We start from the raw sequence: 22,640 nt of genomic DNA on the forward strand, positions 1-22,640 counted from the left end.
TTATGCCTTTACTAATGTTGGAACCTTATAATCCAATATCATCTTTTCAAAGAGTTGCCGTTCTAATGGTCTAAATGAGTCAGTACGTAGTTTCGTATAAAAAGTGGTATACGCCATTCCTGTGGTATCCATATACTCTTTTCGGAGTGCAATTTTGTTTTCATCAGAGAGAGCATCGTAATGGTCTTTAAGTACCATTTTTTGAGATTCTTCTGTTTTTCCCATGTCAGTACAATTTTTAGTTCTATATTTATACTGCAAACATAAACAATAGTTGCTATAAAACAAAACTATTGTTTATAAAATAATCTATTAATTGTGTTATTTAGACAAAATATAAATTATAGTTATGTTTATAGGTGAAAGAATAAATAAACTTTTAGAAGAGAGGAAAATTACTAAGGTAAATTTATACACCTCTATTGGCATTAGTGGTCCGGGATTAGATAAAATAATTGCAGGTGCAAATGTAAGAGTAGGTAATCTTGAGAAGATTGCCGATTTTTTCAAAGTATCAATGGATTATTTTTTTGATAGAGAGGCAGATAACTCATCTATAAATATAGGTCATCACGTTAATGGTAGTGGAAATAATGTATCTGGAGATATTACTTTAAGTGAATGTCAAAAGGAATTAGTACATCTTAAACAACTACTTGAGGAGAAAGAAAGAACCATTCAAATTCTTTTAAAACAACAATAACAGCAATTTTAACACCGTAGCATAGTATATAAGGACAAATATCGGACAAATCAAAAAATATTAACCATAATTATGAAGAAGTAAGTAGTTAATTTTCAAGGTATAATTCCTCTATTTTTCAATAGAGGAAAATCCGATACTCTCCACCTCTTCTAAAGGTTATACAGCATAGTTTTTGTATCTTTCTATATTAATCACAAATATAAGTTATCATTATTACTAAGTCCTAAAGAACAATTTGGTATTAGAAGCACTATCAGATACTTTCATCAAGAGTTTTAAAGAAAGAAATATCATCATAAAAAATATTTCATTCATCTATAGATTGATTATAACTCTAAATTTTATAGTTTTGGAGCCTACAATTCAAACCACTTCTTTCATTTATAACAGAGAATAAGTAACTACCTCCACCCCAAAATTTCTATATAACAAGGCCCGTAAACTACTGAAAAAAAAGAGGGTGTCTAAAAATGAAGTGCACCTCTTAAAGATACTAATTTGAAAGCTAATCACAACTCTGCTCTTCAGATTGCATCTCATTCTACAGTTGCCAAAGATCTTAAATCAAAAATTAATCATAACTATACCTATAGCTCATTTAATACCATTAACTATAAATTAACATTACAGAATATCAACGCACTACATTATCCATCATAACACTCATTTGTTAAAACAGTAATTACACAATCACAGAACAAAAAAGCCATTGGAACGTTCCAATTTAAATTAGTAGATTAGGATTACAATACTTAATTATATAAAGTCATGAAAATAATAATAGCAATTATCATAGCAATAACTATATTCGCACTGATAAAATCAGCAATAAAAGCCAATAAGGTAAAGAAAGAAATAGATGTTGTTTCTCCACCAGACAATGATGCAGAAAACAATAAAGAACAAATGAACAAAAAAGGATAAAAAATCAATTGAAAATCACCACTGATCGTTCTGATAAAGGTTTTCACTCGGTCTGAAAAAGAAACTCCTTCTATTCAAACCGACGAAAACATACGCATAAACAAAATACCTGTTCATCATCACAAGATACTCATATAACAGTATTTACAGTATAAATCTGATTATTTTTCTGCCCACTCAAGGATCACAGGACTCTTCACATTTACCCCAAACAAATGTGTCTTTGCCAGTATATTACGTGCCAACTGCGCTTTATACTCTTCAGGAGCATACCGGAAATAAGCTTCTGCCGCTCTTACATGGGCAGCATCATGAATAGGAAACTCTCGTAATTCAGGTATTCCAAACTCTGAAGTATCCAACTCTTTTCGTTCACTCGTTGTCAGCTTATCAGATGACATTTTATGCATTTCACTCATAATGATTCATTTTTATTGTTACATATTACACAGCGTAACAGAAAACAGATCTATAAAGATTGGCGAATAAAGCAATATTAAGAAACAAGTGAGTTGTCGAAGAAGAAAAGAAGCATTCTCTCAGAAGAAGAACAAAGAATTAAATAAATCAAAAGGCTAACAAAAAAAAAGGCTATCTATCCCAGACAGCCAATCTTTGTTAACCTTAAATCTAATACTATGAAAAACACAGTACAAAGATACGGACTTTCAGGACACTTGCAAATATTCTGCATATATTTGTAAGAATTATAACATCGTTTAATAGATACCAGAAATTTGTTAACACTTCAATAAGATATTCATAAAAACAATAGCCTGTTTGGAAGCTGAATAAGATAAAAACCACTATCTTTGCAACGTTTTATACTGTAAAATAACAATAAACCAAAGATATGATAGCTAAGATTAACCAACTTCTCGAAGAAGTTGAAGCACTGAAAGCCACCAATGCAGAAGAACTTGAAGCACTCCGTATCAAGTATCTCAGTAAGAAAGGAGCCATCAATGACCTAATGGCTGACTTTCGTAATGTAGCGGCTGAGCAGAAGAAAGAAGTCGGCATGAGACTGAATGAACTAAAAACAAAAGCATTAGATAAAATCAATGCACTGAAAGAACAGTTTGAAAGTCAGGATAATGGCGCATGCGAACTGGACTTGACCCGTTCAGCTTATCCCGTAGAGTTGGGAACACGTCACCCACTCTCTATCGTAAAGAACGAAATTATTGATATTTTCGCCCGTTTGGGATTTAGCATTGCCGAAGGTCCGGAAATAGAGGACGACTGGCATGTATTTTCAGCACTGAACTTTGCTGAAGATCATCCGGCACGTGACATGCAAGATACTTTCTTCATCGAATCACACCCGGATATTTTGCTACGCACACATACTTCTTCTGTACAAACACGGGTTATGGAAGTGTCGCAACCTCCTATCCGTATCATTTGCCCGGGACGTGTATACCGTAACGAAGCTATCAGCTACCGTGCGCATTGTTTCTTTCATCAGGTAGAGGCACTGTATGTGGATAAAAATGTATCGTTCACAGACTTAAAACAAGTATTATTGCTCTTCGCCAAAGAAATGTTTGGTGCAGATACAAAAATCCGTCTGCGTCCGTCATACTTCCCATTCACCGAACCAAGTGCAGAAATGGATATCAGTTGCAATATTTGTGGTGGTAAAGGATGTCCGTTCTGTAAACACACCGGCTGGGTAGAAATCCTGGGTTGTGGTATGGTAGATCCGAATGTGCTCGAATCTAACGGAATTGATAGTAAAGTATATAGCGGATATGCTCTTGGTATGGGTGTTGAACGTATCACAAACTTAAAATACCAGGTAAAAGACTTACGTATGTTCTCAGAAAATGATACACGATTCCTGAAAGAATTCGAAGCAGCCTATTAAATTTACAATTGGACAATTTACAATTTACGATTAAAAAGACTTTGATTTATCAATAAATCAGGTAGACATCGAAATTTGTAAATTGTCCAATTTGTTATAAAAGACATAGTCTTAGAAGCAGCATACCAAAAAAAGTTGAAAGTTGAGAATTGAAAGTTGAAAATTACTATTCAGCATGATAGCACAGTCAATTTTCAACTTTTAATTCTCAACTAAATAAGTTCCCAATTTTATGAAAGACAGGCTCGTTACTCCCGGATATTGCCTTATACTAATGGCAAACTTCCTTTTGTATTTTGCCTTCTATCTGATACTTCCCATCCTTCCTTTTTATCTGACTGAGATTTTCCATACCGGAAATGCGGCAATAGGAGTTATTCTGTCGTGTTACACCATTGCATCACTCTGTATCCGTCCGTTCTCCGGTTATTTACTGGATACATTATCCCGAAAACCTCTTTACCTGATTGCTTATTTCATTTTTATTTCCATATTTGCCGGATACATGCTGGCAGGGGTATTGACCTTATTCGTCATGCTACGCATAGCACATGGATTAGCATTCGGTATGGTCACAGTGGCCGGAAACACGATCGTAATTGACATTACTCCCTCATCACGCCGGGGTGAAGCGGTAGGATACTATGGATTAATGAATAACACGGCAATGAGTTTCGGTCCCATGACAGGACTGTTCATGCACGATGCCTATTCATTTGAAACAATCTTTCTCTGTTCCTTTATTGCAGGAATATTAGGATTTATCGCTGCCTGCCTTGTGAAAACTCCTCCTAAACAATCCGTAAAACGAGAACCATTATCATTAGACCGCTTTGTATTAATAAAAGGAATACCTGCCGGTATAGCCCTATTACTGCTCTCTATTCCTTACGGAATGACAAGTACCTACATAGCAATGTATGCCAAAGAGATAGGTATTACACTGAGTTCAGGGTTATTTTTCACCTTTATGGCAGTAGGTATGGCCGTTTCACGTATGTTCTCAGGCCGACAAGTAGACAAAGGACGCATCACACAGGTTATCACCTTAGGACTATATCTGGTATCAATCTGCTTCTTCTTTCTTGCAGGTTGTGACAAACTGATGAAAATAAGCCCCGAATTCACTGAAGTACTCTTCTTTATAATCGCATTGTTATTAGGAGTAGGCTTTGGCACAATGTTTCCGGCATTCAATACTTTATTTGTCAACCTGGCACCCAACAGCCAACGCGGTACAGCTACCTCTACCTACCTCACCTCCTGGGATGTAGGTATCGGTATCGGACTTACAGCCGGAGGTTATATTGCCCAGCTGACTTCTTTTGATATGGCATATCTCTTTGGTGCCTGCCTGACAGTAGTTTCTATTTTTTATTTCAAACTGAAAGTGGCTCCTCACTATCATAAAAACAAATTACGATGAGAAAAAAAGAACGTTATGAGAAAGTAATCGCCTGGTTTCAGGAAAATGTACCCGTGGCAGAAACGGAACTGCATTACAACAATCCGTTCGAACTGCTAATCTCCGTCATCTTGTCTGCGCAATGCACAGACAAGCGTGTGAATATGATTACTCCACCACTCTTTCACGACTTCCCTACCCCGGAAGCATTGGCTGCCAGTACGCCAGAAGTTATATTTGAATATATCCGCAGCGTTTCTTATCCCAATAATAAAGCCAAGCATCTGGTAGGTATGGCAAAAATGCTGGTAAAAGACTTTAATAGTGAAGTTCCCGGCACACTGGAAGAACTGGTGAAATTACCCGGCGTAGGACGAAAAACCGCCAATGTCATCCAGTCTGTTGTATTCAACAAGGCAGCAATGGCAGTAGACACCCATGTTTTCCGTGTAAGCCACCGCATCGGATTAGTAGGTGCGAACCATACCACTCCTTTTAGTGTTGAAAAGGAGTTAATGAAAAATATCCCTGAGAAACTGGTACCAATTGCCCATCATTGGTTAATCCTTCACGGGAGATACATCTGTCAGGCACGTACCCCTAAATGTGACACCTGTGGTTTGCAAATGATGTGTAAATATTTTCAAGAAGCCAAAATTAAGTAGCAAGTAGTCAGAATTAAAGCCAAATGCCTACTAAATTCTAACTACCGACTGGTATATTCTAAAAAATTAATAGTAACTTTGCGGGCACTGAAAAAAAGAAAAACTAACACTTTTAAATAATAGAGTATTATGACAATAGACAAATTCAACTTTGCTGGTAAAAAGGCATTCGTTCGCGTTGACTTCAACGTACCCTTGGACGAAAACTTCAACATTACAGACGACACACGTATTCGTGCAGCTCTTCCTACTCTGAAGAAGATTTTAGCAGATGGTGGCAGTGTAATCATCGGTTCTCACTTGGGACGTCCGAAAGGCGTTGCTGATAAGTTCTCTCTGAAGCACATTGTTAAGCATGTATCAGACTTGTTAGGTGTAGAAGTTCAATTTGCAAACGACTGCATGGGCGAAGAAGCTGCTGTTAAAGCTGCTGCTCTGCAACCGGGCGAAGTGTTATTGCTCGAAAACCTCCGATTCTATGCTGAAGAAGAAGGCAAACCAAGAGGACTTGCTGACGATGCAACAGATGAAGAAAAAGCTGCAGCCAAGAAAGCTGTAAAAGAAAGCCAGAAAGAATTTACAAAGAAATTGGCTTCTTATGCTGACTGTTATGTAAACGATGCATTCGGTACTGCTCACCGTGCACACGCTTCTACAGCTCTGATTGCTAAATACTTCGACAAGGATAACAAAATGTTTGGTTACTTGATGGAGAAAGAAGTAAAGGCAGTAGATAAAATATTGAATGACATCCAACGTCCGTTCACAGCTATCATGGGTGGTTCTAAAGTTTCTTCAAAGATCGAAATCATTGAGAACCTGTTGAACAAGGTTGATAACCTGATTATCACCGGCGGTATGACTTATACATTCACCAAAGCTCAGGGTGGCCAAATCGGTCTGTCTATCGTAGAAGATGACAAACTTGATCTTGCTTTAGATCTGATGAAGAAAGCAAAAGAAAAAGGAGTTAATCTGGTATTGGCTGTGGATGCTAAGATCGCTGACTCTTTCTCTAATGATGCTAACACTAAATTCTGTGCCGTAAACGAAATTCCTGACGGATGGGAAGGTCTTGACATCGGTCCGAAGTCAGAAGAAATCTTCGCTGAAGTTATCAAGAATTCTAAAACAATTCTTTGGAATGGCCCAACAGGTGTATTTGAATTCGAAAACTTCACTCACGGTTCTCGCACAGTAGGCGAAGCTATTGTTGAAGCTACCAAGAAAGGTGCTTTCTCACTCGTAGGTGGCGGTGACTCTGTAGCTTGTGTCAACAAGTTCGGATTGGCCGATGGTGTTTCTTATGTTTCTACAGGTGGTGGTGCACTGCTTGAAGCTATCGAAGGAAAGATACTTCCGGGTATTGCTGCTATCGAAGAATAATAAAAAAACATCTTCATTATAATATAAAAGGCAGCTCTTTTTTCACACAAAAAAGAGTTGCCTTTTTCCTTTCCGATAATGAAAAAGCTACTGTTACTCAGTATATCTGCCCTCTTTATCCTTGCATGTCATAGCGGATCCAAAGAGGTAACGACCACACAAGTCAAGCTTCAATCCGTCACTTTAGGGTTGATGCCTACCATGGATGGTTTTCCGTTTATCGTTGCCCATCGGCAGGGCATTTATGATTCACTGGGACTGGAAGTAAATTTAGTGCGTTTTAATTCAGCTAATGACCGGGATGCTGCTCTTCAGGCAGGTCGCATTGACGGAATGATAACCGACTACCCCAGTGCTGTATTGCTGCAATTGCATCATCCGGGATTAGCCGTTATAATGGAAAACAACGGATATTTCTGTTTTATATCAAGCAAGAAAAGCGGAGTTAACCAACCGGAACAATTAAAAAAGAAAAGTATAGCCATCTCCCGCGGGACTGTGATAGAATATGCTACCGACCTGTTTTGTACAAAATCCGGTATCAAAACAGAAGAAATAAACAAGCCTGAAATAGCACAAATCCCATTGCGCCTCAATATGCTGGAATATGGACAAATAGAAGCTTCCTTCCTACCCGACCCTTTTGCAACCATAGCTATGAACGATGGAAACAGATCCTTGATCAGTACCCGCGAACTGAATATCCATCTCACCGGAACGGCTTTTACAGAAGCTGCACTACAAGAGAAGAAAGCGGAGATAATATCACTCATCCAGGGATATAACCTTGGGGTAAAGTACATACAAACACATTCATCCCAAGAAGTGTCAACTCTATTAGCCGAAGAATTCAGAATATCAGAAAACCTGGCCAGGCTTATCTTGTTACCATCTTATACCCCTGCCAGCCGGCCCAACATTCAGGAGATCAACAATACTCTTAAATGGTTGAAAGAAAAAAACAGGATACCAGCTCATTATCAGGGAGAAAATCTGATAGACACCACCTTCACCGTTCCATATAAAATACCCTCTTACCCCCCAAACACCAGCCAATAAATATTATAAATGCCAAATTTCGTTTATAATAAATAAGAAAATAACTTCTTTTTGGCATTATTTTTGTTCTACTAACTATGATAACAGTACAAATACCTTGAAATTATGAACGAAAGAGCTATCAACGAGCAACATATATACATTTGTAATTTAATCGAACAAAAACGATTAAAAGAAGCTTTAATGCAACTGGAGTCTTTCCTGTGGCAATGTTCGGATTGGGAGCTCCGCCACCAGCTGGAGCAGCTACAAACCTCCTATAATTTCATGCTACAGTATATGAAACAGGGCATAGCCGATCCGGAACGAGAAAAATTATATACAAAACTTCGTGCTAATGCATTAGAAATAGCCGATAAGGGACGTCTATTGATGCTTGATGATGTATCAACGCATTTCTATCACATAGTACGCAGCAAGCGTACACAGGAGTTAGCGCCTTATACTACAAGCGTTCTGATGCATGTATTGGAATCTTTTAACGACGATTTGGCAGTCAGCGGATTGTTGTCAGACAATAATTTGGATGAAGTTCTGAAAAGACACGAGGAAACACAGAAATTCCTACTTCTGCAAACCTGGTCAAATAGTAGCTGGACTGTAGAAAATGAAGCCGAAGCACAAGCTATGCTGAAGTCGGAACTACTTCCGGTCAATGACCTGTGTCTGTTTACCAGTGCTGTAATGTTGAGTCTGATGGAGTGCTTTGATCTGCGAAAGTTGATGTGGTTGTTAGATGCATACCAATGCAATAATATACACGTCAGCCAACGGGCATTGATCGGAATCATTTTTGCTTTACACATCTATAATGCCCGGCTCGATCTATACCCCGAATTCAGCAAGCGTCTGGACCTGGTCAATGAAGAATTCCCATTAGACGAAGACCTCGCACGTATATACCGTCAACTCCTCTTGTGTCAGGAAACGGAAAAAATAGATAAGAAGATGCGTGAAGAGATCATTCCGGAAATGCTGAAAAATGTCTCTTCCATGCGTAATATGAAATTTGGATTCGAAGAATCTGATGAAGAAAAAGACGATCGAAATCCGGATTGGGGCAATGTGTTTGAAAACTCACCATTAGGCGATAAGTTGCGCGAAATGAACGAACTGCAAATAGAGGGGGCCGATGTATATATGAGTACATTTTCACAATTGAAAAATTTCCCTTTCTTCAAGGAGTTACACAACTGGTTTTATCCTTTCGACAGACAACAGTCAAATGTTATCAAAATGATGCGAAAGGAAACCAGTAAAGAAAACAGGATGATAGACATACTCCTGCAATCGGGATTCTTCTGCAGCAGTGATAAGTATTCGCTCTTCTTCACTATGGAGCAATTTCCACAGTCACAGCGCAATCTGATCTTCAGCCAACTCACCGAACAACAGGCGGAAGAGTTTGCCGAACAGTCTAAAGCTGAAACCCTAAAGAGGTTTTCCGAACGTCCGGGTACGATCAGTAGCCAATATCTGCATGACTTGTATCGCTTCTTCAAATTAAACATACGCAGAAGTGAGTTTAGAGATATATTCAAAGAAAAGATAGAGTTACACAAAATATCAGCATTGAAAAATTTCCTGTACCAGGAGGGCACACTAACCTCCATAGCAGATTTTCACTTTAAAAAAGAACATTGGGCAGAGACTGTTGAACTATATAAGGAAATAGAGCAGATGAACGGCCCTCTGAGCACACAGTCGGAGTTTTATCAGAAGTTAGGTTATGCTCTGCAAAAGCAGAAAAAATTGGAGGAAGCCATTGCTGCCTACCTGAAGGCAGATACCATAAAACCGGATAATATATGGATAAACCGTCATCTGGCCAGTTGTTACCGCCTGCTGCGCAACTTCAAAAAAGCACTGGAATATTACCGGAAAGCCGAAGAAGCTTTGCCGGAGAATCATAGTATTGTGTTTTATATAGGTAGCTGCCTGGCCGAATTGCAACAATTTGAAGAAGCACTGAATTACTTCTTCAAACTTGACTTCATGGAAAACGATTGCATCAAGGCATGGAGAGGTATCGGCTGGTGTTCATTCATCAGTGGTAAACTGGAGCAAGCGATCAATTATTATAATAAGGTGATAGAAAAAGCCCCACTTGCAGTAGATTATCTGAATGCCGGACACGTAGCATGGGTGTCCGGAAATATAGAGAAGGCCGCAGAGTTTTATGCCCGTTCTAAAGAGATGAGCGGAGATCAGGAAATATTTCTGGATATGTTCAACAAAGATAAAGTCTACCTCATCAAGCAAGGAATAAAAAAAGAGGATATCCCGTTAATGCTGGATTTACTATAATTCATCGAGGGGGGCAATAGTAAAATCAACTATTATTAAAACGCAGATTAACACTGAATTACGTAAAGAATAAATTATATTTGTGATAATTAGCGTTAATCTGCGTTTCTAAAGTTGCATATTGATAATTTCCTTCCGGCTTTTGACATACCTATAATGACTCAAACGTTAACTTATGACCTTTATTCACAAAAAAGGATATAATATAGCAAATAAACAGCCTTACATAGTGTGATATCCCAAAAGAATGTCGTTCTTTGCAGTACGAAACAATAAGAGGTTTATAATAATTTGCTTTCATATATGTATCTCCTCAGTTATCCACATTGAGTATTTCCATTCTGATTACTTTTTCTCAAAACTTTTTTATTGCATTATTAATTTTTTTATATTTACGTTTATGAACATGTATGTTGGAAACCTTAGCTACAATGTTAAGGAATCAGATTTGAGACAAGTAATGGAAGAGTATGGAACAGTAGAATCTGTAAAACTCATCACCGACCGCGACACAAGAAGATCAAAAGGTTTTGCCTTTATCGAAATGCCGGAAGCATCGGAAGCAAAAAATGCAATCACAGAATTGAACGGAGCAGAATATGCAGGCCGTCCGATGGTAGTGAAAGAAGCATTGCCCAGAAATTAAGATTAAACTCTGAGATAAGAAAGAAAAGGATATCGCTTGGCGATATCCTTTTTTGTTTATTGGAATTATTCCTTAAAGCAGGCACACACTATTACAGCCGTTTGAGCTCCTGATATAACCGCTGTATAGGCAATCCCATTACATTAAAATAGCTTCCTGAGATAGATTCCACACCGATAAAACCAATCCACTCCTGCACACCATAAGCCCCGGCTTTATCCATCGGGGTATATTTATCAACGTAATAAATGATTTCCTCTTCGGTCAATGTGGCAAATGTTACATCCGTAACAGCAGTAAAACTTTTCTGCCAATCACTGGTAGTAAGGCAAACCCCAGTAATAACCTGATGAGAAGTTCCGGAGAGCTTGCGCAGCATATCTATAGCCCCTTCCCTACCCTTGGGTTTCCCAAGCACCTCCCCATTCAACCACACAATGGTATCTGCTGTAATAAGTAACTCATCCGGCTGAATAAGAGATTTATAAGCATCGGCTTTCTCACGGGAGATATAAGCAGGAATTTCTGTCCCCTGCAAAGTATCGGGATAAGATTCGTCTACATCCGGAAGAGTTTTTACCACATAATCCACTCCCAGGCCAGACATCAGCTCTTTTCTACGAGGAGAATTAGAGGCTAACACAATATTGTATTTCTTTAAATTATCAAGCATAATAAATAAGTAGTCAGTAGTTAGTAGTCAGTAGTCAGTAGTTAGTAGTCAGAATCCGTTCGGCACAACTCCAATACACAGAGGATTCTAACTACCAACTCCAAAATTCCAAATTCCAATTCCATTCACCACCCAAAGGCATCATCTGACATCCATTTTCCGTGTACCTTCAGTACCTGTTCTATCACATCACGACCACAACCGTAACCACCTGCAGCGTGAGAGATGTATTTTGCCACCTTCTTTACTTCAGGAGCAGCATCTTTCGGGCAACATGGAAGACCACATTCCTGCATCACTTCAATATCGGGCACATCATCTCCCATGTACATTATTTCCTCATCCGTAAAACCATATTTATCACGAAACTCACGATAATCATGTATCTTCACAGCCGAACCCATATACAGATCAGTCACTCCCAAAGCTGAGAAACGAATACGCACAGCCTCCGTACGCCCGCCAGTAATAATGGCAATGCGCAACCCTTTTTTTACAGCCAACTGGATAGCATAGCCATCTTTAATGTTCACAGTACGCATCGGCTCACCCGACGGATGTAATGGAATCATATCCGCACTCAACACCCCATCTACATCAAAGGCAATGGCTTTTATCTTTTTGAGGTCGTAATTGATTGTACTCATAATGATATTTACGATTAAACGGTTTACGATTTACGATTGAAAATACTGCGGCTGATAAGCTCATAAAGTTGCTGCATTCCGGGATCATCAGAGAGCATGGCGAGATGATTGTTGATTACATTTTCATCATAGCGTATAGCAGGCCCGGTTTGGGCAGCTTTAGGGCTCAACTCATGTACTTTACGGGCTGTCTCGTCAATCAAAGGAAGCATTACATCGAACGGGAGATTATACTTCTCCAGCAATTCAGCTGCCAGCGCATACATATGGTTCGTAAAGTTACAAGTGAACACAGCAGCAAGATGCAAACTCTTGCGTTGTTCGGAAGTAGCTTCGTAAACACGCTCGGACAAAGTGACAGCGATAGCTTTGAGTAGTTCCGTATCCTCCGGTGTGGACGCTTCAATAAAGAAAGGAATCTCACGGAAGTCTACTTCACGTTGTTTACTAAACGTCTGCATAGGATAAAAAACACCGTAATGCTCTGCATGCCCCTCCCAGATACTCATTGGGATACTACCAGCCGTATGTACCATCAAAGCTTCTTTTCGCTTCCCAGACACAATTGCAGGAAGCAATTCCGCAACAGCCGAATCTTTCAGCGAAACGATATACAGCCGGGCAAATGAATTTATATCTTCCGGATGAATAGTAAATTCCGCTTCCACTTCTTCTGCCAACCGGCGGGCCGAATCTTCCGTACGACTATACACCTGCACGATACGAAATCCTTTACGATACAATGCCTTAGCCAGGTTTGTCGCCAGATTTCCGGCACCAATAAATACAATTGGCGTATCTTCTATACTTCTTTTCATCGCGTTGATATCAAATACAATATTCCTCCGATTATCAGCAATGCCAAAGGCAGCAGATAGGCGGACATACTTCCTAACAAAGCTACAATCAGACCGATATTCATCACAAGCCAAAGCCCTATCAGCACCAGACCAACAGATTTATCATGTTTGAGAAATAAGAAAATAACAGCTGTATACAGCAGGAAATTATCTTTATTCATCACCCACGGCAATCCAATGGCAGAAAAGTGTATCAGCTTGTCAATCAGGTAAAGCACGCCTATCACAATCAGAGTGACAGCAGTTGCCTTGTATGTATCTCTATTGTTGTTGGCTTTAGCAGCACTCACTGTTATTTTCCTCCGAATTTATTAATATGAATTTTCTCCCACTGCAGGTGGCTTTCGTCAAAAGGTTTACGTTCCATGCCTTTGTGTCCGATGGCGATAACAGACAGAACCTGAAGTTGCAAAGGTATATCAAGTACGCTACGCACATATTCGTCCGACGGCATGCCGGTAGCAGCATAGCGTTCACGGATTTGTACCCAGCAACTACCTAATCCCAGATCTTCAGCCTGCAATTGAAGCATAATAGAAGCAATAGAAGCATCTTCAATCCATACGTCACTTACCAATGGATCAGCAGTAACAACAATGGCAAGTGCAGCATCGGCAATAAAAGCAGAAGCCTGTTCCTTACAGTGCGAAAGCTTCTCCAATGTCTCTTTATCATCTACGGCAATAAACTGCCAACCATTACTACGTTTAGAGGTAGGCGCCATCAGTGCGGCTTTTAACAAGGTCACTACCTGCTCTTGTGAGAGTTCTTCGTCGGTAAACTTCCGCATACTGCGGCGGTTCTTTATTAATTCACTGAAATTTTCCATGCTATTTTTACTTTCTTTATACTTGCAAAGACAAGTGCAAAGATAATGCAAACTGAGAACAGAATAAAGTGAACTTGTTCATTTTTTATGCCAAGGTGCAGCTTATCTTCGCTTTTCGACAAAGATAAGGATAAAAACCGAAAAACTAAATAGTTCAGCAGGCTTGCTATAAACTGGAAAGTCATATAACAAGACTGTACACTTTGGTATGACAAGAATGTACAGCTTTGTAGTGCAAGGTTGTACACTTTTGCATGGTAAGGATGTACAATCTAATAAATACTGATTATCAACCACTTACAAGCATATTTATGAGATATTTTCCCGGCATCACTATCTTTGCCCACGAGGTCTGTGCCAGCACCTTCCACACCGGAGTACCGATCTCCCCATAATTCGACATTCGTAGAATGGCCTTTATATCTCCGGTGTCCGTCACCTTAATTCGATCCAATGTCAATAGCAATCCGTCATAATTGTGCGTCTTTTTGTTGAGTGCATATTCCGGAGGTGGAGGCAAAACAGAATCTTCCCCCCTCTTTTTCTTTTCTTCTACTTTACTTTCTTTTACTTTACTTTGTCTGAAAATGTCTGCATTTTCCAGACTCAACTCCATCTGAACAGGAAAAATGTTCGCATTTTCTGAGTTCATACTCTCTTTCTGTTTACATTTTATCTCTTCCCCCTTACATTTCACCTCTTCTAACAAATAGGGTAATTTTGATAAATCCCTCTTTCCCAAGCTATTATTAAAATTGAAATAAAATCCGTATCTTTGCACTGATAAACAAATTATCATTATGAAAAATCGAATAACCCGAGACGATTACATCAAAGCGAATCGTAAAGCCAGCCGTGAGGCTGAAATTGAGAAGTACGGTCATCCTATTTGCTACAAACGGGTGCACCAGTCAAAAAAAGTATATAACCGCAAAAAGATGAAGGCAGGCGATAAGGCTCTGCCTTTTTTTATACAATTTGCGTAAGCTTTCCGGTGAGTGAGTCAATGATAAAACCATGCACACGAACATCAGAAGGAATCAGCGGATGACGAATAATAGAATCAACAGTTTCGCATACAGATTTCTCCGTATCATCAAAGCCACCCAACCAGGAATGAAAATCAACACCACAAAAGTGAATCATATCGATCAGATCTTCACGAATTCCCCGGGCTTTCATTCGTTCAAGGATCTCCTCGCTATCCATGTGATGAGCTCCGCAATCAGAATGAGCAATAACCATAATCTCCTCTACACCAAGTTCATAGATAGCGACCAACAAACTACGGATAACACTACCGAAAGGATGGGAAATAACGGCCCCGGCATTCTTTATTATTTTTGCATCACCATTTCTCAGACCAAGAGCGGCAGGAAGTAATTCTGTCAAACGGGTATCCATACAAGAAAGAATAGCAAGCTTCTTATCAGGGTATTTATTAGTTATATATTTTTCGTAACCCTTATTCTCTACAAACTGCTTGTTAAAAGCAATAATTTCTTCTACCATAATTTCAGTCAATTTCTAAATGTTATGACAAATGTAGTAAACATCTGCATTATGTTACAACAAAACAATCGTCTTTCTTGTTGAAAAGATAAATAAAAAGATGTAAATTTGCCACAAGATGCCCTTAAAGCTTACTACATATTATCGCGGGAGTGAAATTCCCGAGCTACCGGGAAAAAATACATTTCACTCCAAGGAGTTGTTTCTGATATATGAAGCAACACCAGGATATGCGCCGGTGTTTATCGTTGCAACTGACAACGGAAAACCGATAGCCAGACTGCTTGCGGGGATACGTACAAACAAAAGGCTCTTTCCTCCTTCTATCGTTCGTCGTTGTGAAGTGTATGGCACGGGAGAATATCTGTTAGAGGATACCACCGACAAAGAAGCCATATTCGGAGAAATGCTTGAACATCTTACTGCGGAAGTACTACGGGATTCTTTTATGATAGAATTTCGTAACCTGGATAATGCACTATTCGGATACAAACATTTCAGGGCAAATGGGTACTTCCCCATCAACTGGCTGCGGGTACGCAATTCATTGCATAGCCAGAAAACGGCAGAAGAGCGAATCAGTCCTTCACGAATCCGGCAAATTAAGAAAGGTCTTAGAAACGGAGCTAAAGTGGAAGAAGCGCACTCGGTAGAAGAAATACAGGAATTCTCACACATGCTGTATAAAATATACTCATCGCATATACGCAAACATTTTCCTCACATCGAATTCTTTCGCCACATGGAAGAAAGATTGATGCATAGCGATCAGGGAAAAATTTTCATTGTACGATATAAAGAGAAAATCATTGGCGGGGCTGCATGTATCTATTCGGGAGACAGTGCTTACTTGTGGTTCTCGGGAGGTATGCGAAAAACATATGCATTGCAATATCCTGGTATTTTGGCAGTATGGATGGCACTAAAAGATGCATACGAACGCGGATACCGGCATTTGGAATTCATGGATGTAGGGCTTCCTTTCAAAAAACACGGATATCGTGAATTCGTTCTTCGTTTCGGCGGAAAACAAAGCAGCACACGCCGCTGGTTCCGTTTCAGATGGACGTGGCTGAATAATTTATTTACCAAGATATACGTTTAGAACGATTTTTCCGTTATTATCTCATTAGGCAACGATAGCGGATATGAATAAGCGTCTCTCAAATCTATTTCTATTTTTACTATTCACTTTCCCCGTCCTGGCTCAACAGGTCAAGATAGGAGGTGTCATTACTGATGAAAACGGAGAACCCGTAGAACTGGCTACCGTACGTATAGAGGGAACAGCTATTGGTACTGTCAGTAATCTGAAAGGAAAATATTCACTTAAATTTACGTCAAGAGATACAGTAACGGTGATATATTCAATGATAGGATATAACACCCGGAAACGCGTATTGGTAAATCCACAGGGAAATATCAGTATCAATATGACCCTGCCTGCTTTAGGATATGAACTGGGAGAGGTAACCATTACAGAAAGCCGCCGGCAAACCAACACAGTACAACAGATAGACATGAAAGCCAATAAACTGATGCCGGATGCGTCAGGAGGAAATATCGAGTCGATCATTGCAACACAAGCCGGAGTAAGCTCAAACAATGAACTGAGTTCTCAGTATAATGTACGTGGAGGAAGTTTTGACGAAAATATGGTTTATGTGAACGGAATAGAAGTTTACCGTCCGTTGCTGGTGCGTTCCGGCCAACAGGAAGGATTAAGCTTCATCAATCCGGATATGGTGGAGAGCGTAGGTTTCTCATCGGGTGGATACGAAGCACGATACGGAGACAAAATGTCATCTGTACTGGATATCACCTATAAAAAACCAGAGCATTTTGAAGCAACAGGAGCATTCAGCTTATTAGGAGTTTCTGCTTATGCAGGTTTTGGCAATAAGAAGTTTTCATGGACCAACAGTATCCGTTATAAAAGTAACCGCTACTTACTGGGAACACTGGATACAAAAGGAGAATATGACCCACAGTTTATAGATTATCAAACATTTATAAGCTGGAGACCAAGTAAAAGATGGGAAGTAGGATTCATCGGGAATATATCTGAAAACAAGTATATCTTTCAACCCGAGGACCGTACCACACGATTCGGGACATTAGAATCTGCACGCGAATTCAAAGTATACTTTGACGGACAGGAACGAGATCTTTTCCGTACTTTCTTTGGTGCAGCCAATGCTACTTATAACTTTGACGAAAGTAACAGCCTGACCTTTCAGGCTTCTGCTTTCCAAACCAAAGAACAGGAAACTTATGACATCAGCGGACAGTACTGGCTCAATGAGCTTGACTCTTCCGGAGAAGAGTCTGATACTGAAACAGGCGAAACAATAGGGGTAGGTACGTATATGGAACATGCCCGCAACTATCTTAATGCCAAAGTACAAAGTTACTCCTTTACAGGACGCCATCGTATCAAACGCCACGCCGTCCAATGGGGATTGGAGTTAAAGACCGAACGTATCAAAGATAAACTACGTGAGTGGGAAATGCGTGACTCTGCCGGATATTCATTGCCACAGGTGCCGGACGGCCCAGAGTTGATTTACAGCCTCTCCTCCAAAAATGATATCAATAGTAGCCGTCTCTCTCTTTATGCACAAGATAGCTATAAGTTTCAGACCGGAGCAGGGCTATTCACTCTTACAGCAGGAATCCGTGGCAGCTACTGGAGCTGGAACAAAGAATTTATCGTAAGCCCAAGAGCCTCACTTGCACTCATCCCCAAACTTAACGAAAAGTTTACAATCCGGGTAGCAGCAGGTGTATATTATCAGGCTCCTTTCTATAAAGAATTCCGCGATACGACTATGGTGAACGGAATGGCAACCGTAACACTCAACAAGAATATCAAATCACAACGTTCCATACATTTTGTTGCCGGAAGCGATTACAGTTTCCGGGCTGTAGGACGCCCATTCAAATTCACGGCAGAGGTGTACTACAAAGCGTTAAGCAATCTTATTCCTTATAACGTTGATAACGTCCGCGTCAGTTACTACGGACGCAATATGGCAAGCGGTTACGCAACAGGACTCGATATGAAACTGTTTGGAGAGTTCGTACCCGGAACTGATTCGTGGCTCACATTTTCGGTAATGAAAACCGAAGAAAAGATAAACGGCAAGTGGCTCCCCCGCCCTACCGACCAGCGATATAATCTTTCGCTCTACTTCACTGATTACTTTCCGGGAAGTACGAAATGGAAGATGAATCTCAAAGGTACTCTTGCCGGTGGACTTCCTTTCGGACCTCCCCACAGCGGACGTGAAGAAGCCGTATTCCGTACGCCTTCCTATCGCCGTGTAGACATTGGTATGTCTCGTGTTTTGATAGACAATACAGACAAGCACAAAACCGGATTCGGACGCAATATTCGTAGCATGTGGTTAGGGTTGGATGTTTTCAATTTGCTCAATATCAGCAACGTTAACTCCTATTATTGGGTAACTGATGTGCACAATAACCAGTTTGCAGTACCCAATTACCTTACATCTCGTCAAATCAACGTCAGACTGCTGATTGACTTTTGAAATTAAATGCTGAAATATTTCTTTATTAACGAAGAATTGATTTTCTTTGTGCTGGTTTAAAAGGAACCAAAAAACTAATTTAAAGCCAATATAAAGAACACAGTTATGAAGATTTCACACATTGAACACTTGGGCATTGCTGTAAAAAGCATTGAAGAAGCCCTACCGTACTACGAGAATGTATTAGGTCTGAAATGTTACAATATCGAAACAGTAGAAGACCAGAAAGTGAGAACAGCTTTCCTTAAAGTAGGCGAAACAAAAATCGAACTGTTAGAACCAACCTGTCCCGAAAGTACCATTGCTAAGTTTATTGAAAATAAAGGTGCAGGCGTTCATCATGTGGCATTTGCTGTTGAAGACGGCGTAGCCAATGCATTGGCAGAAGCTGAAAGTAAAGAAATTCGTCTCATCGATAAAGCTCCCCGTAAAGGTGCCGAAGGACTTAACATCGCTTTCCTTCACCCGAAATCAACGCTGGGCGTATTGACTGAACTTTGTGAACACTAAAATCATTGACGATTAGACAATTTACGATTGAAGTTTCTTTTACTAAATTACTAACAGTTATTTCAATTGTAAATCGTAAATTGTCTAATCGTAAATTCTATAAATCCTTTAAAACAAGAAAGACTCATGAGTAACCAGCTTGAAAAAGTAAAAGAGCTTATTGAACTTCGTGCTCAGGCTCGTTTAGGTGGTGGCGAAAAGGCTATTGAAAAACAACACGCAAAAGGCAAATACACTGCCCGCGAGCGTATTGCACAGCTGCTGGATGAAGGCAGTTTCGAAGAATTGGATATGTTCGTACAACACAGATGTACTAACTTTGGCCAGGAAAAAAAGCACTTCTTAGGTGACGGTGTTGTAACTGGGTATGGAACAATCGAAGGAAGATTAGTATATGTTTTCGCACAGGATTTCACTGTATTCGGTGGTTCACTGTCGGAAACCATGGCACAGAAAATATGTAAAGTGATGGATATGGCCATGAAAATGGGTGCTCCTGTTATCGGTATCAACGACTCGGGTGGCGCACGTATTCAGGAAGGTATCAATGCACTTTCCGGTTATGCTGAGATATTCCAGCGTAACATCATGGCATCAGGAGTGATCCCACAGATCTCTGGTATCTTTGGTCCTTGCGCAGGTGGTGCTGTTTACTCTCCTGCCCTGACCGACTTTACACTGATGACTGAAGGAACTTCTTATATGTTCCTCACTGGTCCGAAAGTGGTAAAGACTGTGACAGGCGAAGACGTATCGCAGGAAGACCTCGGTGGCGCAAGTGTTCATGCAACCAAATCAGGTGTAACTCACTTTACTGCCGAAACCGGTGAAGAAGGTCTGTCAATAATCCGCCACCTTCTTAGTTTTATCCCGCAGAACAATCTTGAAGAAGCTCCGCTAATGGAGTGTACAGATCCTATCGACCGTATGGATGATCTTCTGAATGAGATTATTCCGGACAGCCCGAATAAGCCATACGATATGTATGAGGTGATTGGTGCTATCATCGATAATGGCGAATTCCTCGAAGTACAAAAAGATTATGCCAAAAATATTATCATCGGATTTGCCCGTATGAACGGACAATCTGTAGGTGTAGTTGCCAACCAGCCCAAATATCTGGCAGGTGTACTTGACAGCAATGCATCTCGTAAGGGTGCCCGCTTCGTTCGTTTCTGCGATGCATTCAATATTCCTTTGGTAACCCTGGTAGACGTTCCGGGATTCCTTCCGGGAACAGGACAAGAATACAATGGTGTTATTCTGCATGGTGCGAAGTTGCTTTACGCTTACGGTGAAGCTACTGTGCCTAAAGTAACTGTAACACTGCGTAAATCATATGGTGGTTCACACATCGTAATGAGTTGCAAACAACTCCGTGGTGACATGAACTATGCATGGCCAACAGCTGAAATTGCTGTAATGGGTGGTGCAGGTGCTGTGGAAGTATTGTATGCAAAAGAAGCCAAAGAACAGGAAAACCCGGCTCAATTCCTGGCAGATAAAGAAGCAGAATACACTAAGCTATTTGCTAATCCGTATAATGCGGCTAAATATGGTTACATTGACGATGTTATCGAACCGAGAAACACTCGTTTCCGCATCATCCGTGCATTGCAACAGTTGCAGACTAAGAAACTAACAAACCCTGCCAAAAAGCACGGCAATATTCCATTGTAACAAATAAAACCTGATTGTTATGAATAAAAAAAGAATTGGAATATTTATCGCGTTAGTAGCAGTAGTTTGCTTAGGACTGAACGCACAAAGAGCTACAAGTCTTAAAATCAATGAAGTTCTGGTAACCAACGAACAGAATTATCAAGATGACTATGGCTTGCATAATGCATGGATAGAAATATTCAACACCTCTTTTGCTACGGTCAATATCGAAGGCTGCTATCTGACGAACGATAAAGATAATCCGACAAAATATCCTATTCCTAAAGGAGATATACTGACGCAGATTAAACCTCGCCAACATACTCTGTTTTGGGCAGACGGAATGCCAAATCGTGGAACATTCCATGTGAACTTTACGCTTGACCCCAATAAGGAAAATTACATTGCTTTGTATGATTCGAACGGCAAAACATTGATTGACGAAGTCACTATTCCTGCCGGAATACTTGCCGACCAGTCATATGCCCGCCAAGAGGACGGAAGTGCAAATTGGGTGATTAAAGGAGGAGGAGAACACAGTTATGTAACTCCGAGTACTAATAATATGACTCAAGACAAGAATGAAAAAATAGAAAACTTCAAAAAACACGATGAGGATGGTTTTGGTATGGCTATCATTGCAATGTCGGTTGTGTTTATTGGTTTGATATTATTGTATGTTTCATTCAAAATAGTAGGTAATATTGCAGTTAAATTAGGTAAGAAAAATGCAATGAAAGCAATTGGTATCACTGATAAGGCAGAAGCCAAAGAAAAGAACTTAGGTAGTCATTCCGGAGAAGAAGCTGCCGCCATCGCTATGGCTCTGCACGAATTCATGAATGATGCACACGATGTTGAAGACATGATTCTGACTATCAATAAAGTAAAACGTACCTATTCACCTTGGAGTTCTAAGATCTACACTTTACGTCAGACTCCTAAAAGATAATTATTAACCCTAATAAATTGAAGCAATGAAACAATATAAATATAAAATCAACGGAAACCTCTACAACGTTACAGTAAACGATCCGGAGGAAAATATCGTGAACGTTGAGGTAAACGGAACTCCTTACAAAGTGGAGTTGGACAAACCGGTAAAACCTGCTGTCGCTCCGAAACCTGTAACCCGTCCCGCTGCTGCTCCAAAAACAGATAGTGGTGCACCTGTAGTGCAACGTCCTGCAAACACTGGTTCCGGAAAGAAAGACGGTGTGAAATCTCCGCTACCAGGTGTTATCCTTGATATTAAAATAAAAGAAGGCGACACAGTGAAAAAAGGCCAGACCGTAATCATCCTTGAAGCTATGAAGATGGAAAACAATATCAACGCTCACAAGGATGGAAAGGTTGTAGAAATCAAAGTTAAACAAGGAGATTCCGTACTGGAAGGTACAGACCTCGTAATCATTGAATAAT

General features: G+C 40.0%; 25 protein-coding genes. 16 read left to right on the forward strand and 9 right to left on the reverse strand.

Going from position 1 to position 22,640, the window contains the following annotated elements; genetic code table 11:
- Positions 1-225, reverse strand: coding sequence for a hypothetical protein (locus K8P02_RS12255; protein ID WP_025867328.1), 225 nt, complete (start codon positions 223-225; stop codon positions 1-3).
- Between the two features lie 124 nt (positions 226-349).
- Here K8P02_RS12255 and K8P02_RS12260 point away from each other — a divergent pair, with 124 nt between their 5' ends.
- Positions 350-703 carry a helix-turn-helix domain-containing protein gene (locus K8P02_RS12260; protein WP_025867327.1) on the forward strand — a complete coding sequence of 118 codons (354 nt, stop codon included), beginning with the start codon at positions 350-352 and terminating at the stop codon, positions 701-703.
- 771 nt (positions 704-1,474) lie between these two features.
- Complete coding sequence (locus K8P02_RS12265; RefSeq protein WP_002561123.1) at positions 1,475-1,630, forward strand: hypothetical protein; 156 nt, start codon at positions 1,475-1,477, stop codon at positions 1,628-1,630.
- A gap of 161 nt (positions 1,631-1,791) precedes the next feature.
- Here K8P02_RS12265 and K8P02_RS12270 read toward each other — a convergent pair whose 3' ends face one another.
- On the reverse strand, positions 1,792-2,049 hold the full coding sequence (locus tag K8P02_RS12270) for a hypothetical protein (RefSeq protein WP_044158159.1): 258 nt from the start codon (positions 2,047-2,049) through the stop codon (positions 1,792-1,794).
- Positions 2,050-2,483: 434 nt separating this feature from the next.
- Here K8P02_RS12270 and K8P02_RS12275 point away from each other — a divergent pair, with 434 nt between their 5' ends.
- The 7 genes from K8P02_RS12275 (at position 2,484) to K8P02_RS12305 (ending at position 10,971) form a co-directional block, all read left to right on the forward strand.
- Positions 2,484-3,503, forward strand: a complete 1,020-nt coding sequence (locus K8P02_RS12275) for a phenylalanine--tRNA ligase subunit alpha (protein ID WP_002561121.1) — start codon at positions 2,484-2,486, stop codon at positions 3,501-3,503.
- Positions 3,504-3,735: 232 nt separating this feature from the next.
- Complete coding sequence (locus tag K8P02_RS12280; protein WP_025867325.1) at positions 3,736-4,929, forward strand: MFS transporter; 1,194 nt, start codon at positions 3,736-3,738, stop codon at positions 4,927-4,929.
- Positions 4,926-5,573 carry an endonuclease III gene (gene nth, locus K8P02_RS12285; protein ID WP_025867324.1) on the forward strand — a complete coding sequence of 216 codons (648 nt, stop codon included), beginning with the start codon at positions 4,926-4,928 and terminating at the stop codon, positions 5,571-5,573. Before K8P02_RS12280 ends, nth begins: the two co-directional genes overlap by 4 nt.
- Positions 5,574-5,699: 126 nt before the next feature.
- Positions 5,700-6,959 (forward strand): phosphoglycerate kinase, encoded by a 1,260-nt coding sequence (locus tag K8P02_RS12290; RefSeq protein ID WP_025867323.1) that lies wholly within the window; start codon positions 5,700-5,702, stop codon positions 6,957-6,959.
- Between the two features lie 78 nt (positions 6,960-7,037).
- The gene (locus K8P02_RS12295) at positions 7,038-8,018 is read left to right on the forward strand and encodes an ABC transporter substrate-binding protein (RefSeq protein WP_195350793.1); all 981 of its coding nucleotides are present in this window, start codon (positions 7,038-7,040) and stop codon (positions 8,016-8,018) included.
- 105 nt (positions 8,019-8,123) lie between these two features.
- The gene (locus K8P02_RS12300; protein WP_002561116.1) at positions 8,124-10,325 is read left to right on the forward strand and encodes a tetratricopeptide repeat protein; all 2,202 of its coding nucleotides are present in this window, start codon (positions 8,124-8,126) and stop codon (positions 10,323-10,325) included.
- 400 nt (positions 10,326-10,725) lie between these two features.
- Positions 10,726-10,971, forward strand: a complete 246-nt coding sequence (locus tag K8P02_RS12305) for an RNA recognition motif domain-containing protein (RefSeq protein WP_002561115.1) — start codon at positions 10,726-10,728, stop codon at positions 10,969-10,971.
- Between the two features lie 91 nt (positions 10,972-11,062).
- On the opposite strand, the gene K8P02_RS12310 is transcribed toward K8P02_RS12305, so the two are convergent.
- The 6 genes from K8P02_RS12310 to K8P02_RS12335 form a co-directional block, all read right to left on the reverse strand.
- The gene (locus K8P02_RS12310) at positions 11,063-11,644 is read right to left on the reverse strand and encodes a Maf-like protein (RefSeq protein WP_195349069.1); all 582 of its coding nucleotides are present in this window, start codon (positions 11,642-11,644) and stop codon (positions 11,063-11,065) included.
- 125 nt (positions 11,645-11,769) lie between these two features.
- The gene (locus tag K8P02_RS12315; RefSeq protein ID WP_002561113.1) at positions 11,770-12,291 is read right to left on the reverse strand and encodes a KdsC family phosphatase; all 522 of its coding nucleotides are present in this window, start codon (positions 12,289-12,291) and stop codon (positions 11,770-11,772) included.
- A 23-nt stretch (positions 12,292-12,314) separates the two neighbouring features.
- On the reverse strand, positions 12,315-13,109 hold the full coding sequence (locus K8P02_RS12320; protein WP_007486259.1) for a Rossmann-like and DUF2520 domain-containing protein: 795 nt from the start codon (positions 13,107-13,109) through the stop codon (positions 12,315-12,317).
- Complete coding sequence (locus tag K8P02_RS12325) at positions 13,106-13,441, reverse strand: hypothetical protein (protein ID WP_002561111.1); 336 nt, start codon at positions 13,439-13,441, stop codon at positions 13,106-13,108. Before K8P02_RS12325 ends, K8P02_RS12320 begins: the two co-directional genes overlap by 4 nt.
- A gap of 2 nt (positions 13,442-13,443) precedes the next feature.
- Positions 13,444-13,980 (reverse strand): nitroreductase family protein, encoded by a 537-nt coding sequence (locus K8P02_RS12330; RefSeq protein WP_002561110.1) that lies wholly within the window; start codon positions 13,978-13,980, stop codon positions 13,444-13,446.
- Between the two features lie 289 nt (positions 13,981-14,269).
- Complete coding sequence (locus K8P02_RS12335) at positions 14,270-14,632, reverse strand: hypothetical protein (protein ID WP_223381329.1); 363 nt, start codon at positions 14,630-14,632, stop codon at positions 14,270-14,272.
- Between the two features lie 148 nt (positions 14,633-14,780).
- On the opposite strand from K8P02_RS12335, the gene K8P02_RS12340 reads away from it, so the two are divergent.
- On the forward strand, positions 14,781-14,966 hold the full coding sequence (locus K8P02_RS12340; protein ID WP_025867030.1) for a hypothetical protein: 186 nt from the start codon (positions 14,781-14,783) through the stop codon (positions 14,964-14,966).
- Here the strand turns inward: K8P02_RS12340 and K8P02_RS12345 are convergent.
- Complete coding sequence (locus K8P02_RS12345; protein WP_002561107.1) at positions 14,950-15,492, reverse strand: beta-class carbonic anhydrase; 543 nt, start codon at positions 15,490-15,492, stop codon at positions 14,950-14,952. The two genes, K8P02_RS12340 and K8P02_RS12345, sit on opposite strands and share 17 nt — an antisense overlap.
- 118 nt (positions 15,493-15,610) lie before the next feature.
- Between K8P02_RS12345 and K8P02_RS12350 the strand changes: the two genes are divergently transcribed.
- The 6 genes from K8P02_RS12350 (at position 15,611) to K8P02_RS12375 (ending at position 22,639) form a co-directional block, all read left to right on the forward strand.
- Positions 15,611-16,597, forward strand: a complete 987-nt coding sequence (locus tag K8P02_RS12350) for a GNAT family N-acetyltransferase (RefSeq protein WP_007486254.1) — start codon at positions 15,611-15,613, stop codon at positions 16,595-16,597.
- A 43-nt stretch (positions 16,598-16,640) separates the two neighbouring features.
- The gene (locus K8P02_RS12355; RefSeq protein WP_223381330.1) at positions 16,641-19,046 is read left to right on the forward strand and encodes a TonB-dependent receptor; all 2,406 of its coding nucleotides are present in this window, start codon (positions 16,641-16,643) and stop codon (positions 19,044-19,046) included.
- A 105-nt stretch (positions 19,047-19,151) separates the two neighbouring features.
- Positions 19,152-19,556 (forward strand): methylmalonyl-CoA epimerase, encoded by a 405-nt coding sequence (gene mce / locus K8P02_RS12360; RefSeq protein ID WP_002561104.1) that lies wholly within the window; start codon positions 19,152-19,154, stop codon positions 19,554-19,556.
- Between the two features lie 126 nt (positions 19,557-19,682).
- Positions 19,683-21,236, forward strand: coding sequence for an acyl-CoA carboxylase subunit beta (locus K8P02_RS12365; protein ID WP_002561103.1), 1,554 nt, complete (start codon positions 19,683-19,685; stop codon positions 21,234-21,236).
- 19 nt (positions 21,237-21,255) lie between these two features.
- A complete protein-coding gene (locus tag K8P02_RS12370; RefSeq protein WP_002561102.1) occupies positions 21,256-22,170 on the forward strand; it encodes an OadG family transporter subunit in 915 nt (304 codons plus the stop codon).
- Between the two features lie 25 nt (positions 22,171-22,195).
- A complete protein-coding gene (locus tag K8P02_RS12375; protein WP_002561101.1) occupies positions 22,196-22,639 on the forward strand; it encodes a biotin/lipoyl-containing protein in 444 nt (147 codons plus the stop codon).
- Position 22,640 lies beyond the last annotated feature (1 nt).

The sequence above is a fragment of the Bacteroides nordii genome (assembly GCF_019930665.1).
Taxonomy (GTDB): Bacteria; Bacteroidota; Bacteroidia; order Bacteroidales; family Bacteroidaceae; genus Bacteroides; species Bacteroides nordii.